We start from the raw sequence: 15,196 nt of genomic DNA, 5'->3' as shown, positions 1-15,196 counted from the left end.
ACCGGTGCAAGGTTATGTGGCGGCTGACGGTCATTATGATTCCAACAAGCTGCATGCCATCTGTGATCAGCGCGGCAATCTACAGCTGGTGTCGCCACGCCCTTTCGGGAGAGGCAAAGGGTTGGGGCATCGCCAGCAGGCGCCAGCTCGATTGCGCTCAAAGGAGTTGTTGGAAGCACCTTTCGGAGCGTTTGGACAGGCACTGATGCGACGACGCGATGATATCGAACGCTCCTTCGGGAACCTGACCAATTGGGGAGGCGGACTAACCTGCCTACCCGCCTGGGTGCGCAGTCATCGACGGGTCCATCGATTTGTGCAAGCCAAACTCGTCCTGACAGCACTCAAACGTCACGGACAATTAAGGACTTACGTCGCTTGACGCAAAAAGCTCGTTAGTGATGGGCGTATTGGTAGGGTATCGTCAAATATGCCTGCGAAAGGATGCCGAACCCGTTGTGAACTGATTCATGGGTCTGCTACACTGGCACGGTGTAGAGGATTGATCCATGACTTCGAGCTACGATGTTGCGATCATTGGTGGCGGGCCAGCGGGTTCCACCACAGCATCATTTCTGCTGCAGTATCAGCCCGGATTGAAAGTGCTGATCATCGAGCGGGAACAGTTTCCACGGGAACATGTGGGTGAAAGCCAGTTACCTCAAATTGGAGCAGTACTCCAGGAAATGGGCATCTGGGATGAAGTAGAGCGAGCTGGTTTTCCTGTCAAAATCGGTGCAACTTTCCGTTGGGGGCAGCAGGCAGAGCTATGGGATTTCAACCTGGTACCTCCTGAATCATTTGAAGGACAACCCAGGCCAGGAAAGTTTGAAGGCGTTCGCCGAGACACTGCCTTTCAAGTTGATCGAGCGAAATACGATGACATGCTATTGAGACATGTTCAAAAGCGAGGCTGCCAGGTACTGGAAGGCATTGCTGTTCGTGAAGTGCTTCACCAAGACGATGTTGTACAGGGATTGAAGTTGAGCAATGGTGAAACCATCACTGCTCGTTCGTATGTGGATGCATCAGGGCATGTAGGTATTCTGCGCCGTGCGATGGGAGTTGAAATAGACTGCCCTACCCCGCTCAAGAATATTGCTATCTGGGATTATTGGACCAATACGGCATGGGCCGAGACGATTGGCAGTGGCGGAACCCGTGTGCAGGTCATCAGCGTGGGTTTTGGCTGGCTTTGGTTTATTCCCATCACACCAACCAAAACCAGCCTGGGACTGGTGTGTCCAGCGAGTTTCTACAAACAAAGCGGCAAGGCACCGGAACTGCTTTACACCGAAGCATTGGCAGCATCAGATCGCATTACCGGACTTCTCGAGGGGGCCAGTCGGGAAAACAAACTTCGCACCACCAACGATTGGTCATTTGTTTCTGAACGGGTGTATGGCAAAAACTGGTACCTGGTGGGTGAGTGTGCCGGGTTTGCTGATCCAATTCTTTCCGCTGGATTGACGCTGACTCATGTAGGAGCTCGTGAGCTGGCTTATACGCTGATAGCACTGGATGCAAATAGCCATGATCGGGACTGGATGCTGTCGCACTATCAACAGAACCAGCAGAAGCGTGTCCGGCAACACATGCGTTTAGCTGAATTCTGGTATGCAGCCAATGGGCAGTTCACCGATCTGCAGGCACATTGCCAGGAAATTGCCCGCGAATCGGGATTGCCTTTGAAGGCAAAACAGGCATGGGCCTGGCTGGCGCAGGGTGGATTCACCAATGATGTGCTGGGGCAGGCGGGAATTGGAGGACTCGATCTAACTGGCGTTAATCAGGTGACGCAACGCTTTTTCGATGAAGACCTGACCTGGCATGCCAATGATCGCAATGTGTTCAAACTACAAGTGACCGGTGCTACGAAAACAACCTTACCCGACTATCGCAACGGCAATATTATCGCAGTACCCTGTTATGAACGCGACGGCAAACGTCTTGCCATCACCGGCATGACCCAACTACTGATATTCGCTGTGGAGCGAGCATGCGACATCGAAAGCATACTGAAAATCATGCGTCAGGTACTGCAAGGCAAAATGCCTGCACATTACCATGAAATTGCTATTCAGCAGGCGTTGCAGAATCTGGAAGTGCTGGTCAGCGAAGGGTGGATTACTGCCGGGTTCGATGAGCGTTTCTCGAAGTTGTCCATCTCCAGCCCACGTGAAGGTGCCATGATTCAAGGCCACGAACGGGACTGGAAAGATGGTACAAGGCAGTGAATTATCGAGTGAGCCAGCTCTTGATGGAACGGTTGACCATGTCTGCGGCATCCTGCTGGACAAAGTGCCCTGCCTTGGGGATGGTTACCAGTGTCAAATCCTTTTCCAGCCATTCCCAGGTGTTGTTGAGCATGGAGGGGAGTAAGGCTGTGTCGTCCAAACCATGAATCAACAGCACGGGCGTCTTCACCTTGATGACAGGAGATTTGTCTTCCTGGTAAGGTTCACGCGGATAGTTCTTCTTGTAGTAATTCAGCATCGCTTCGAAATCGGATCGCTTGAAGGCTTCGATATACTTCTTCCTCGCTTCTGGATCTTTCACCCACATGGCCAACATCTCTGCGGTAAGCACCTTGTGAGCGCCTTCCTTCTGAAAGTTGCGGGCATACTGACTGTTTTTCTGCTGTTGGGGATTATTCGCCAGTTCCCGTGAAACACCTCGCAAGTGTGGAAGGTTCAGAACGATAAGCTTATCCACGAATTGCGGTGCCATGGTGGCAATGGACCAAGCAACTGCACCACCCCAATCGTGTCCGACAATGATTGCTTTCTCGCGACCCAGATGCTTGATCACCGCAACGACATCGCCAATGAGCAATCGCATGTCGTACTGATCAACGCCACTGGGTTTATCAGACAGATTGTACCCCCGCTGATCGATGGCAACACAGTAGTAGTCACTGGAAAGTGCCTTCATCTGCTCCCGCCAGGAGTACCAGTAGTCAGGGAATCCGTGAATGAAAATGATCAATGGTTTGGACTTATCACCCAACGCAGCATAATGGATTTTCACTTCACCCGACTTGGCATACCCATGGTCAGCCTGGCTATCTACATCTGGTGGTGGAGTCATGGCTAGCATTATCACTGTTAACAGGAAATACATGACGAATTCCTTGGCTGGAGTTAATGGCGCTATGCTATGAAGTATCGCAGAGCCTGGAAGAGTTATTCGATACAGAGAAGTTCTCATAGAATAACAACCTTATTGTCCACAAACAACGCTTCCATGACTTGATGAGGTTAAAAATGAAATCGACTGATTTGATGCGCCAAAAACAAATACTCACAGAACTTGCAAGAAGACTGGGGAAGAATGTCACCCAGTTGGAAAGAGAAACTTCTGAATTGCAGAAACACGATGGGGATTACGGTCAGGGTAGCGACATGGGTGACTTCCAGGAAATCACTAATCAAGGTGTGGAAGAATACGTTGCACAACACCTTCTTGGCAATCAGGAATTTACCTTGAGCGAAACGGAAGCAGCACTGGAGCGCATCAAGCAGGGTACATACGGCATATGCAGTGAATGCAAGACCCAGATCGGCATGGAGCGATTAGCTGCCCTGCCATATGCCCGACGCTGCATACAATGTGCACAATCCCTTCACGGGTAATCCGACCAGTTCATCTGAATAACTGCTTGGATCATTCCAATCGTAACACTTATTCCATGCAATAACCGATTGATTGTTCGCAGGCCCGTCTGAAGCAGCGAGAGACTGTTGCCCGATAGTGCATTGCCGTTTATGCTGGCAGTGCAGTTTACGGGAAAGATGCGTCCATGCCTGCCGATTCAAACAAGCTCAATATTGTCTTTGCCTCGGCTGAGGTAGCTCCATTCTCCAAAACCGGTGGCCTGGGTGAAGTGCTGATGTCACTTCCCAAAGCCTTGGCAGCTCGTGGACATAACGTCAGTGTTTTCACACCGCTGTACAACTGTGCCTGGAAAGCAGGCTGTCCCATTACTCCTCTCAATGTCAAAATAGAAACCGATATCAATGGAGCACGTGTCGGTGGCCGCATCTGTCGCAGTACCCTGCCCGGCTGTGATGTGCCGGTGTATCTGGTACAACACGACGACTTCTTCAGCAGAGATGACAAACTCTTCGGCCATACACTGTACCAGTTCAAGGCAACCGAAGGGTACATGCAGGATTATTCAGACAACGACGCCCGGTTCGTCTTCTTTACTCGTGCAATTCTGGAAGCCTTGCCTGCTCTGGGCATGAAACCTGACATCATTAATGCCAACGATTGGCAGACAGGGTTACTACCCGTTTATCTCGATATACATTACGCCAACGTGCCACAGTTAGCACAGGCCCGCAGTGTTTACACTATTCACAATCTGGCATATCAGGGCCGCTTCAGCAAAGACACGATGTGGACAGCCCGACTCGGTTGGGATCTGTTCCGTCATGATCTGCTGGAGTTTCATGATGGCCTGAATTTCATGAAGGCTGGCATCGTAGCTGCTGATGCCGTGACCACAGTCAGCAGGCGTTATGCCGAAGAAATCACCTGGCATGAACATGGCGAAGGACTCGATGCAGTATTACGAACACATCGCTACAAGCTGTTTGGCATCAACAATGGCATTGACTATGGCATCTGGAACCCGGCAACGGACAAGTACATTGCCCGTCATTACGGCCCAGATGATATCCAAGCTGGTAAAGCAGCCTGCAAGGCAGACTTGCAGGCGAAGGCAGTATTGCCTCGCCGCCCAGATGTTCCCTTGGTGGCAATGGTGACCAGACTTGCCGAACAGAAGGGGATAACGCTGGTGCGCGATGCAGCTCATCACATGATGCGCATGGGCATTCAGTTTGTTATTCTTGGCACTGGTGATGCTGAGTATCATCACTTCTTTCGTAATCTGGCCCGACAATATCCTCATCAGGTGGCGGCAGCACTGGAGTTCAATGAGTCGCTGTCACACCAGATCATGGCTGGAGCCGACATTTTCCTGATGCCCAGTCGATTTGAGCCTTCAGGCTTGAACCAGCTATATAGTTTGAAGTATGGCACCATTCCCGTAGTAAGGGAAACCGGTGGCCTGGTGGATAGCGTCATTGACTGCAATGACTATACTTGGGAAGTTGGCACTGCCAACGGATTTGGCTTCAGCAGTTACGATGCTGGCGGATTGCTCTGGGCACTGAACCGGGCGGTCGACTGTTACAGACAATCACCCACCACTTGGCTGCAATTGCAGAAAAATGGCATGGCTGCAGACTGGTCCTGGGAGAGAGGCGCTGCGGGATATGAAGATGTTTATCGACGCGTGTTATCCCATTAATGATAGTTGCGGTAATTAACGGGTTGCCACATGCAAAGGCGTCAACACACCACCGTTTGGGTAATCATGCATTATGAGTTTATGTTTGAAGGCACGATGGATTGTTTGCAGTTTCATGTTGCATCATCACTCAAAAAGGCAGAAAAGTACATCAGGAAACGCAGCGTAATGCCCTATTCCTGGTGGCAGGTACATCCGTATGTTATCGACGATGATAGAGAAGAAGGAATTGAAGTGCACTATTACAGTTATCGTGGCACCAAGTTAACAAAGGCTCCACATCAGCAGGCAAAGAAGGCATTTGAGCGAGCAAAGAAGAAAGGGCAAATGTAACTACGCTGCCAGCCTTCGCCCTTCACTTGGAATAAACAACTCAGGCTGTTTCTCAACCAGTTCACAGGCAGCATGAAAATCTTCTGGCCTGCCGATGTCCATCCAGGTTCCTCGGAAGATATAGGAATAAATGCTCCATTTCAGTTCCAGCAGTTTGTACATCAGATCATCAAAACCGAACAATTGACCTGCAGGTATCAGTCTCAACATTTCTGGATTCATGGCATAAACACCCATACTGCATGGGAAGTGCAGCGTGGGTTTCTCACGAAATCCTATCACACGCTGATTGGCATTAGTCTCCAGAACACCCAGTGAAATATTTACCGGTTTCAAGTAAGTTCCAATAGTCAATGGCCCACCGAATTCCTCATGCTGATAAAGCAATTCCTTGAAATCAAAATCAGTTAACAAGTCACCATTCATCACCAGAAATGGCCGATGAAGGCCGTCTACCAACTTAAGTGGTCCCATGGTTCCCAGAGGCTGATCTTCGGTCACATACCGGATCGATAACCCCCATTTGGAGCCATCACCACAATGCATGCGAATCATGTCGCCCAGGTAACCAACACTGATGGTAATGTCACGAAAATCCTGACTGGCGAGTTGCCTGAGCATGATTTCCAGGATGGGCATTCCACCTACAGGCATCAATGGCTTGGGCAAGACTTTGGTGTAAGGATAAAGCCGCGTGCCCTTGCCTCCTGCCTGGATGACGACCGGCGTAGTGAGTGGGTGTAATCGTTGTGTCATGGAAGCATCCTTGCCTCAAACTTGTCTTTTTCACATGTTGGGCTAAACGGCATATTCACCGGGCCGATACAAATGAAGATGGTTCATGATGAAATGAGCCGTCTTTTCCAATCCTAGTTCCAGCGAAACCCTGGGAGACCATGCAGCCAGTTCTTTTGCTTTGGCGTTGGCAGCAATCAGTTTCCATACTTCACTGCCTTCGGGCCGCTGCCTTTGTGCCTCAACTCGAATGGGAACTTGCCTGCCTGTTATCTTCATTGCCAACTCAGCAATCGTTGCAATAGTTTCGCCTCGCCCTGTACCCGCATTAACCACCTCGCCCAGACACTTGTCAGATACAGCTACAGCCAGGAATGCAGCCACCGTATCTTCCACGAAGTTCATATCACGAACAGGTGAAGCATCGCCCAATTTCAATTCCGAAACTCCACTGAGCAATTGTGCCAGTATGGTAGGTATCACTGCACGAGCAGACTGTCTGGGACCATACGTGTTAAAAGGACGTAGCGTGGTGACTGGAAGTTTGAAACTGAGGAAGAAACTTTCCACCAGCTTATCGGCACCGATCTTGCTGGCAGAGTAAGGCGATTGCCCCTGGAGCGGATGTTGTTCATCAATAGGAGCATAGCGCGCAGTGCCATAACATTCGCTGGTTGAAGTATGCACCAGACGAGGTGTTTGATGCAGACGGCATGCCTCCAAGACATTCAGGGTTCCAGTGATGTTCGTCTGAACATAAGCAGAAGGAGCAACATACGAAAAAGGAATTCCAATAAGAGCTGCAAGGTGAAAAACGGCATCGCATCCCTGGACAGCCCGAAACATGAAATGTGGATCAGCTACATCCCCTGCAATGATCTCCATTTGCTGAACTAGATTCTGATCAGCCAATTCCAGATTGCTTCGCTGTGGCCGAGAATCGTAGTGTATCATCGCTTTGACGGATGCACCTTGTCGCACCAGTTCTTCAGCCAGGTGCGAACCGATAAAGCCAGCGGCGCCGGTCACCAGAACTTTTCTTCCACGCCAGTTCATTCCGAGTATAACTCATTCAATAGAGCATTGATTTCCCAGCGTGTTAATACCATTTCAGTCAAAAACTCACAAGATCGGCTGAATTCCAACTCCTGGGTCTTTTCCAATCGAACGGAATCCACGTTGCTCTGTCAATGATCATGGTTATACTTTAAACTCCCACGTGCAGGGAGGCACGCATGTCGTTTCTATTGGCTATCATCTTTCAACTCAGTGATTTGACTGTACATCCACTGGCTCCCCGATGGAAAGCTGGGCAGGAATTCTTGTACCAAGGCACTGTTACGGAGACAAGCAAGTCAACCAGTTCTCAGGGAAACAAGGAATACAAGCTGGAGTTGAGAATCCTTGTTACTCGGATTCTGGGAAACTCGGCTGAGATCATATGCTGTACCAGACTATTTGAAACCGGTATTTTGCGCCCCGAAGACGCACTTTCGATACACCTCACACACGCAATCATTGATCATCTGGGCCACATCACTTCCTGCAACGCACCTACCGGAAAGTCTATTCGGGTAGATGGCCCGGCGACATGGGAAAACGGGTTCCTCGTGCCACTTGTGCCCCCCAAAAGCCTTTTCATTACTGATTGGGAATCGCCTGAATCTGGTCGTTTGCCCCGTCGTTTCAACTGGAGCAAAAGCCTGCAAAACAACGAGGCAGATCAAGTCAACGCTGTTCAGGAATCCATAGACTGGCAACGGCCTCGTGCGGATACTACCGCCTGGAAAAGATCTGATTCTCTGACTTTTAGCAGGCCTGCGACACTGCCCAATACGGTAGAGCGACTGATCATCAGGCGAGCACCAGCACATCAGGACATAACCAGTGAAATCAAAACGAGTTATACCCTCGTCAGCAGTGAACTGTTGCAGGGCCCCAGGTTTGAGGAACGACTTGCTGACATTTACAAGATCAAATCGCTGCAGGAAACGATACAACAACTGGCGATGCACAAGCATGACAAGGACACGCGGACTGCCTGGCAATTGCTCGAAAAACAGGTGCAGCAACTTCAGTCATCACCAGGAAATACCCCTTTTCGCGACGCATTGATTACTATGCGTTCCACCATTGCTGCCGGACTTGATAATCGTTTGACTATACAGCAAGTGAACCACGAAATAGCAGAACAACCATTTACAACAGGCAGCCTGGTGCCTCATTTTCAACTCCTTAACTCACAAGGTAACACTGTCCGATTGCAACAATTTCAAGGTAAACCTTGTCTACTTGTTTTTTTTCAACCAGGTTCTGAACTGACGAAATCCTTGTCCTTTGAAATTCCACTTTGGATGAATGAGAAGTACAAATCAAGATTCCAATGCCTGTTCATCAGCAGTGCTGATGTTTCGAAATCCATGCTTCCTGAGTTGAGTCAACAGGATAATACCATTCAAGTCGTACTTGGGAAATCTATCATGAATACCTTTGGAGTATCTGCAACACCACATTTCATTCTGCTGGACGCAGATGGAGCATTTATCTCCTGCTTCACAGGCTGGGGAAATGAAACACGGCATTCGCTGGACAAAATAATCAGGAAAGAACTGGCTAAACTAAAATAGCGTTAACCCTTAAGGTAAAAAACTGAGATTGAACAGCCAGTTACAGCCAGCTTGCAGAAGGAGTTGGTTCGCTTTTTCCAATGAATTTTTGCATTTAATGTGAGAATTGCCGTAGGACACTAACCGGCCTTGATAGAGTTCTGTTTCAAAGTACCATGCGTGCCAGAAGCGCTTTTGTATTTCGCTGATTCTTACCAGTTCTGACAAGGTTTTCTGAGTTAATTCATGGCTTTTTCCCATGAGCGAGGTTTGAGCTGACAACATGCTGGTCAAAACAGCAGAAGCTCTACGGTATTGCTGTGAATCCAGTAACAGTTGACTCATATTGGATTGCACACTCAGGGTATGCAGGTGTAATGGGCCGTAGATCTCTTCAGCCTGCTCAAGTAGTTCAATGAGTATCTCCAACGCTTCGTCAGTTCGTCCCTGGAAATGTTTCATATTGGCAAACGCGCACTTAAGCTGGAGTTTGATTGGATGAGTTTCAGGAAACTGAGTGACTTGATTCAAATACTGATTAACCAGTGTTTGGAATTGCGGAATGACACTACGATCTTTTTTTGCCCATTCAGTAAAGCAGGAAACCATGACGCTTCGCAATCCCCAGACTTCTGAAGCAGTTCTCGTAGATTCTCGTTCCAATTCCTGAAGTGCATTTCGCAACAATTGAATACCTTCAGCATAGCTCTCCTGCTGACACAATAATCTGGCACTGATCTGGTAAAAAGAACGTACGGCAGGGTTTTTGCTCGTCAAACCATTACGTTGAGCATGCTGCAACACCAAGTGACAACGCTCAGTTGCCTGTTGAATCAGATCCTGGTCCATTAATGATCGAACATAGAGGGTTTCAGCCTGAAGTCTCCATTCTGCATCATTTTCAAAGGTCAACGCCTGCCGGAAAAGAGAGGATTCAAGCAATTGTTGAGCTTGCGCAGGTTGCCCCAGTTGCAGATAAGAACTAGCCAGAGCCAGTCGGACGAGGGCTTCCGCACGAGGCTGATTGATAAAGGTTTTGCTAATCCTGGCTTTAGCTTCATCCAGTGCATCAATCAATTTGACTTCCTGACCCAGTTTCAATGGTCTGGGATAGCTAAGTACATCACTCAGGAACATGCTTGATTTTTCGGCATCCAGTTTGTGTTTCAACTCCTGTTCCTGAGACAATTTCAGGGAAGCTTCTGCCTGCTGAGCTTCATTGCGGGCTTCCACAGCCCAGTAAAATCCCACGGCAATCGCTACCCAACTAATTAGGAACATCACTGAAATGGTGCTGATAAGCAGTGCCAGCTTCCAATGTTTGCTGAGGAGTTTTTGCGTGAGATACCAGTACGTCCGTGGACGCGCCTGGACAATCTCACCAGCCAGGTATCGTTCCAAATCATCAGCCAACTCGCTTGCTGATTGATATCGTTTGTTTCGATCCTTTGATAATCCTTTTTCCAGAATGGCATCAAGATCACCACGCAAAGTGGCTTCAAGCCGCAAGGGGGTTTGTTGACAGCGTGCTGCATGCGTTGCTGCCTGCGGATTGGATTTCAAACGATGACTGACAGCGTCCGGCTCCCGGTTCTGGACCATGTCCAATGCCTGCGCGAGTGATGCACGATTGATTTCTTCACGCGGTACAGGCAACGTACCACTCAACAACTCATAAAGAATGGCGCAAATGGAATACACATCACTACGGGTATCAATATCCCGAATGCCGGTGCTTGCCTGCTCGGGACTCATGTAACCAATGGTGCCCAGCAAACACCCCATCTGGGTTGTATCCGCAGAGCCAGGCAGCAAAGGTTTCAAAAATGATTTTGCCAAGCCGAAGTCAATTATCTTGGGACAGGGAATTCCATCCTGATGAGTTACGAGAATGTTGGCAGGCTTGAGGTCGCGATGAAGAATGCCTTGATGATGTGCATGCTGCAATCCACGACACAGCTTGACAATCAATTCAACTCGTTCACGAACCGTGGGACTCCATGTATTGCAGAACGTACTCAGTTGTGTGCCTGGAATCAGTTCCATGGCGATGTAGAGTTTTCCCTCTGCTGTTTTGCCATTGCTCCAGATTCGGGCAATGTATGGATTATTCATGCGAGCCAGTGCTCGTACTTCACAAGTGTATCTGGCAAGCATGTACTCATCATGCATGTCCGCATGCATGATTTTCAGTGCAACGTCTCGCCCCGGGTTTTCTAGGTCACGAGCCGACCATACGCTGCCAGCCATGCCCCGTCCCAAGCATCGGATCAATTGATAATGATCGATGAATTGTTGAGCTTCCGATTTCAACAATTCCGAGGATTCGGTTTCCGCAACGAATTCAAGGGAATCAGTGATAGGATTGTCAATTAACTCCGTATTGTCGTCGTCTACTATTGGATTGGTAACAATAGCAACACTGCACGTATGGGTAGGATCAGACTCTGAAAGGTACATGTTTCGAGTTACAGTTGTAGCGATTATAGCGATAGTGCCATTTTATCTTATTTTTCCAGTACATGAAGAGAACTAATTCAGATTATGCCTCAATCAATGTTGCTTATCCTCCTCAAATTAGCCATTTTTACATTCTGAGCTTTGAGCGACGGTCAAAAGTGCAACTTTTTGACTTGATTCGAGCTTAACGTCCAAAAAAGCAGGAGGAATTGGTGATGAAGCGATTAGCCTTGGCGTTGGTAGCAGTATTTGCACTGCTCTTTACTGTTGAAACTGCGAAAGCAGATTGGTATGTGTTTGTAGGTGCCTCCGGATTCGTTCATTGGGAATACGACGGCACGTTTGGCGATGGTGATTTTGATCCACCAGTGCTACCGCCCCTCCCACCTGGTAATAATTATTTTCTTCAGTACCAAGATGACTTCTGGTATATCTACGCCTACTAATTTCGTGCGAAACTCATCAAACACTTCGATGCAACATCGAAGTGTTTTTTTATTTCCCCATTTTCGTTATATCGCTGGTGGAATTGAAAGACGCTCTCATCAATCCGTTAGGATCAACGAACGTCCAGAGTGTCAGAATGCCGCAAACTACAATAACGAGAAATGCCACCGGCTGTACTTGTGGATACAACGGCTTAACACTCTGTCTAAGATAGATCACACCAATGATGCGAAGATAGTACCAGGCACCCATTGCTGCAGTAACTGCCATTACAATAGCCAGAACTCGGAAGTGATGCACCCCGGTCTCCCAGCCAGCCAAGAAGATATAAAGTTTACCCCAGAATCCTACGGTGGGCGGCAGACCCGTCAGACTGAACAGGAACACCGCAAGGAAAAATGCGAGATAAGGATTCGTTTGGCCCAAGCCTGCCAGATCGTCTATGGAGTTGACAGGATGAACGCTGTTATCCAGGTATCGCAGAACTGCAAATACACCCAGAGTCATAATCAGATAAACAGCCAGGTAAAAGAATACTGCATTTAAGCCCGACATCCCTCCAGATGCAACATTGCCAGGAACTGCTGCTGCAGCACCCAATGCAAACAACATATAACCTGCATGAGCCACACCTGAATAGGCCATCAGTCGTCTGATGTTGTTTTGCAGCAGACCAAGTACATTCCCCAAAACCATGGAAACCAGGGCCATGATCCAGAAAAGATCTCTGGCCTGTATCGCAATGGGAGATTCAGCCAGATTGAAATTGACGAGCAGCGTTGCATGAACCAGTTGGTAGATACCAACTAAACCCGCAATTTTAGGAATGATTGACAGGAGTGTTACTGGCAGCGTTGGAGCACCCTCGTAAACATCGGGAGCATAAAAATGAAATGGCGCTGCGGTTAAACGAAACCCAAAACCAGCCACCACGAAAATCAGGCCGAGTGTTAAAATGTCAGGATATTGCGATACTGGAGTATTCAACAATGTCTGTCTCATGCCTTCGAAGTTGGTGGTTCCTGTTGCACCATAGAAGAAACTCAGTCCATACAGCAAAAGTGCAGATGAGAAAATGCTCAAGAGGAAATACTTGGTGGTAGCTTCTCGGGAAAGGGCAGTCCCCCGAAGCATGTAGAGCAATAAATAAGTTGGTATACTGATGAGTTCAAGTGAAAGAAACAGAGTAATCAAATCATTGGAAGCTGCTACCAGATTGGTACCTGCAATTGCGATCAGTAGAGTTGCATAGTACTCACCTGAATGCTCTTGAGTTACTCGTCCCCATGATAATAGCACTAAACCCAAACCTGCCAGCAAACCCAGGCAGCGACAATAGTAACTCATCGCATCGGCACGAAACAAACCGCTGCCTGCGTAATCTGCAGGCTGCGGTGTAAGCATAAATAGGGATAATAACAAAAGCAAAAAGCTGAGTTTGCCCCAGGTCTCTTCGCTCTTCCAGAAGGCTGTAACTGCATACATTACGCATGCAGCCAATATCAAGATGGCTTCAGGAGTCACCAGACTGATTGCACCAGAAAGTGAAGCCAGGTAATTCGTATCCACTAGCGCTTTCCTCCTGGCATCGGTGCAAAGATTGAAGTGTCTGACATTGTTTTAACAGGGTCTGCAAATCGTTTACCTAATGCAGTAGCCTCTGGCTTCATGACATCGATAAATGTCTTGGGATACAAGCCGATCCATAAGCAGAAGAAGGCCAGAGGAAGCAGAATGGCTGCTTCCCGTGCATTCATGTCTTTGACTTCATGATGCCCACCATGGTCATGGTGTGAATGATGAGCATGATCATGAGAGTGATGATCGTCTTCTGGTTCAGCTGGTTGTCCGGGCAGTTTGAATGGACCAAAAAATGCCTTTTGCAGCATGGTTAACAGATACCAGGCTCCCAGGAGAACTCCAACTGCTGCCAAGATGGTATAGGTTGGATTAATCTTCCAGATGCCTGCCAGACATAAGAACTCGCCGACAAAACCATTGAGGCCAGGTAAACCCGCACTGGACATACAGGCAAAGACCATGAAGAAACCAATGAGTTTCAGCTTGGAGGCCAGGCCACCCATTTCCTTCAGTGAACGACTGTGGAACCGATCATATACCATGCCAACAATAAGGAAGAGCATGCCGGTAGACAAACCGTGGTTTATCATTTGAAGTACAGAACCTGTGATACCTTCTGCATTCAGTGCAAATAAACCCAACATGCAGAATCCCAGGTGGCTTACTGAAGAGTAGGCCACCAGTTTTTTAATGTCATCCTGAGCCAGTGCGCACAACGCACCATAAATGATGCCAATAATCGAGAGCGAACAGACCAGTGGAATTCCAATTTGAACAGTCGCCTCGGGAAGTAGAGGCAAACAAAGCCTGAGGAAGCCATACGTTCCGAGTTTCAAGAGTACACCTGCCAGCAATACCGAGCCTGCTGTTGGTGCTTCCACGTGTGCCAAAGGCAACCATGTATGAAAGGGGAACAAAGGAACTTTGATGGCAAACCCGGCAAACAACCCGAGGAATATCCAGAATTGAACACCATAATCTATCGAACCGTTGTTGATGGTGTTTCTCACCAGTGTCAGGATGTCAAACGTAATGTGATTGTTATCCAAGCTACCTCTTGAGAGCACCAGTCCCACCAGTGCCACCAAGCCGAGTAAACTTCCCGCAAGGGTGTATATGAAGAACTTCCTGGCTGCGTATCGCTTCTGTGGGCCGCCCCAGATGCCGATCAGGAAAAAAAGAGGCAACAGAGTGAATTCGAAGAAGACATAAAACAGAATGATATCGAATGAACAGAACACGCCGAGCATGCCCGTTTCGAGTATCAACAATAGCGCATAGAATCCTGCAACACGATCTGTGATCGATTCCCATGAAATGAGAACGGAAGACACCATCAATAAAGCTGTCAGCGCCAGCAACCAGAGACTGATTCCGTCAATTCCCAGGTGAAAACGAATCTCCACCTTGGGAAGATCCTTACTGCCTTCAAAGAAAGTCAGCCAGGGGACATTGACCGTGTATTGCGGATCGGGTTTGAATGGCTCCGCCGTGGTTGCTAATCCGCGACCTGCTACCACTTCTTTGTCAGTCGTGCTGCTTGGTTTGTAATTCAGGCAAATGATGACTGAGAGAATAAACGTAACGATTGTTGCAGCCAGGCTGAGTCTTTTGACCAACTGGGCATTACGTGAGCCAAGACAAAGCACCAGGAGTGCTGTTGCCAGCGGCAGAAAGACCATTAACAACAGCAAGAACTGTCCCATCAATT

Annotated in this window: 13 protein-coding genes; 7 read left to right on the top strand and 6 right to left on the bottom strand. The window is 48.4% G+C overall.

The window, feature by feature from the left end; genetic code table 11:
- A partial coding sequence (locus JNJ77_22270; protein MBL8825331.1) for a hypothetical protein occupies positions 1-382 on the top strand: 382 nt, incomplete at its 5' end.
- Between the two features lie 127 nt (positions 383-509).
- Positions 510-2,237: a tryptophan 7-halogenase gene (locus tag JNJ77_22265; GenBank protein ID MBL8825330.1), complete on the top strand. Its 1,728-nt coding sequence runs from the start codon at positions 510-512 to the stop codon at positions 2,235-2,237.
- A gap of 1 nt (position 2,238) precedes the next feature.
- Here the strand turns inward: JNJ77_22265 and JNJ77_22260 are convergent, their stop codons facing one another.
- On the bottom strand, positions 2,239-3,090 hold the full coding sequence (locus JNJ77_22260; GenBank protein MBL8825329.1) for an alpha/beta hydrolase: 852 nt from the start codon (positions 3,088-3,090) through the stop codon (positions 2,239-2,241).
- A gap of 176 nt (positions 3,091-3,266) precedes the next feature.
- Here JNJ77_22260 and JNJ77_22255 point away from each other — a divergent pair, with 176 nt between their 5' ends.
- The 3 genes from JNJ77_22255 to JNJ77_22245 all read left to right on the top strand — a co-directional run bounded on the left by JNJ77_22255 (position 3,267) and on the right by JNJ77_22245 (position 5,656).
- The gene (locus JNJ77_22255; GenBank protein ID MBL8825328.1) at positions 3,267-3,635 is read left to right on the top strand and encodes a TraR/DksA C4-type zinc finger protein; all 369 of its coding nucleotides are present in this window, start codon (positions 3,267-3,269) and stop codon (positions 3,633-3,635) included.
- 167 nt (positions 3,636-3,802) lie between these two features.
- Positions 3,803-5,323 carry a glycogen synthase GlgA gene (glgA, locus tag JNJ77_22250; protein ID MBL8825327.1) on the top strand — a complete coding sequence of 507 codons (1,521 nt, stop codon included), beginning with the start codon at positions 3,803-3,805 and terminating at the stop codon, positions 5,321-5,323.
- 30 nt (positions 5,324-5,353) lie between these two features.
- A complete protein-coding gene (locus JNJ77_22245; GenBank protein ID MBL8825326.1) occupies positions 5,354-5,656 on the top strand; it encodes a hypothetical protein in 303 nt (100 codons plus the stop codon).
- Here JNJ77_22245 and JNJ77_22240 read toward each other — a convergent pair whose 3' ends face one another.
- Entirely contained in the window at positions 5,657-6,412 is a 756-nt protein-coding gene (locus JNJ77_22240; GenBank protein MBL8825325.1) for an NTP transferase domain-containing protein, read from the bottom strand.
- Positions 6,413-6,454: 42 nt separating this feature from the next.
- A complete protein-coding gene (locus JNJ77_22235) occupies positions 6,455-7,447 on the bottom strand; it encodes an SDR family NAD(P)-dependent oxidoreductase (protein MBL8825324.1) in 993 nt (330 codons plus the stop codon).
- 179 nt (positions 7,448-7,626) lie between these two features.
- On the opposite strand from JNJ77_22235, the gene JNJ77_22230 reads away from it, so the two are divergent.
- Complete coding sequence (locus tag JNJ77_22230) at positions 7,627-9,018, top strand: redoxin domain-containing protein (GenBank protein MBL8825323.1); 1,392 nt, start codon at positions 7,627-7,629, stop codon at positions 9,016-9,018.
- Between the two features lie 9 nt (positions 9,019-9,027).
- Here JNJ77_22230 and JNJ77_22225 read toward each other — a convergent pair whose 3' ends face one another.
- Entirely contained in the window at positions 9,028-11,457 is a 2,430-nt protein-coding gene (locus JNJ77_22225; GenBank protein ID MBL8825322.1) for a protein kinase, read from the bottom strand.
- 215 nt (positions 11,458-11,672) lie between these two features.
- Here JNJ77_22225 and JNJ77_22220 point away from each other — a divergent pair, with 215 nt between their 5' ends.
- Positions 11,673-11,903 (top strand): hypothetical protein, encoded by a 231-nt coding sequence (locus JNJ77_22220; protein ID MBL8825321.1) that lies wholly within the window; start codon positions 11,673-11,675, stop codon positions 11,901-11,903.
- A gap of 49 nt (positions 11,904-11,952) precedes the next feature.
- Here JNJ77_22220 and JNJ77_22215 read toward each other — a convergent pair whose 3' ends face one another.
- Complete coding sequence (locus JNJ77_22215) at positions 11,953-13,473, bottom strand: NADH-quinone oxidoreductase subunit N (protein ID MBL8825320.1); 1,521 nt, start codon at positions 13,471-13,473, stop codon at positions 11,953-11,955.
- Complete coding sequence (locus JNJ77_22210; protein MBL8825319.1) at positions 13,473-15,191, bottom strand: NADH-quinone oxidoreductase subunit M; 1,719 nt, start codon at positions 15,189-15,191, stop codon at positions 13,473-13,475. Before JNJ77_22210 ends, JNJ77_22215 begins: the two co-directional genes overlap by 1 nt.
- Positions 15,192-15,196 lie beyond the last annotated feature (5 nt).

It is taken from the genome of Planctomycetia bacterium (assembly GCA_016795155.1).
GTDB lineage: Bacteria > Planctomycetota > Planctomycetia > Gemmatales > HRBIN36 > JAEUIE01.
The sequence above is the reverse complement of the archived record's forward strand: the minus strand, read 5'-3'. Positions and strand labels throughout refer to the sequence as shown.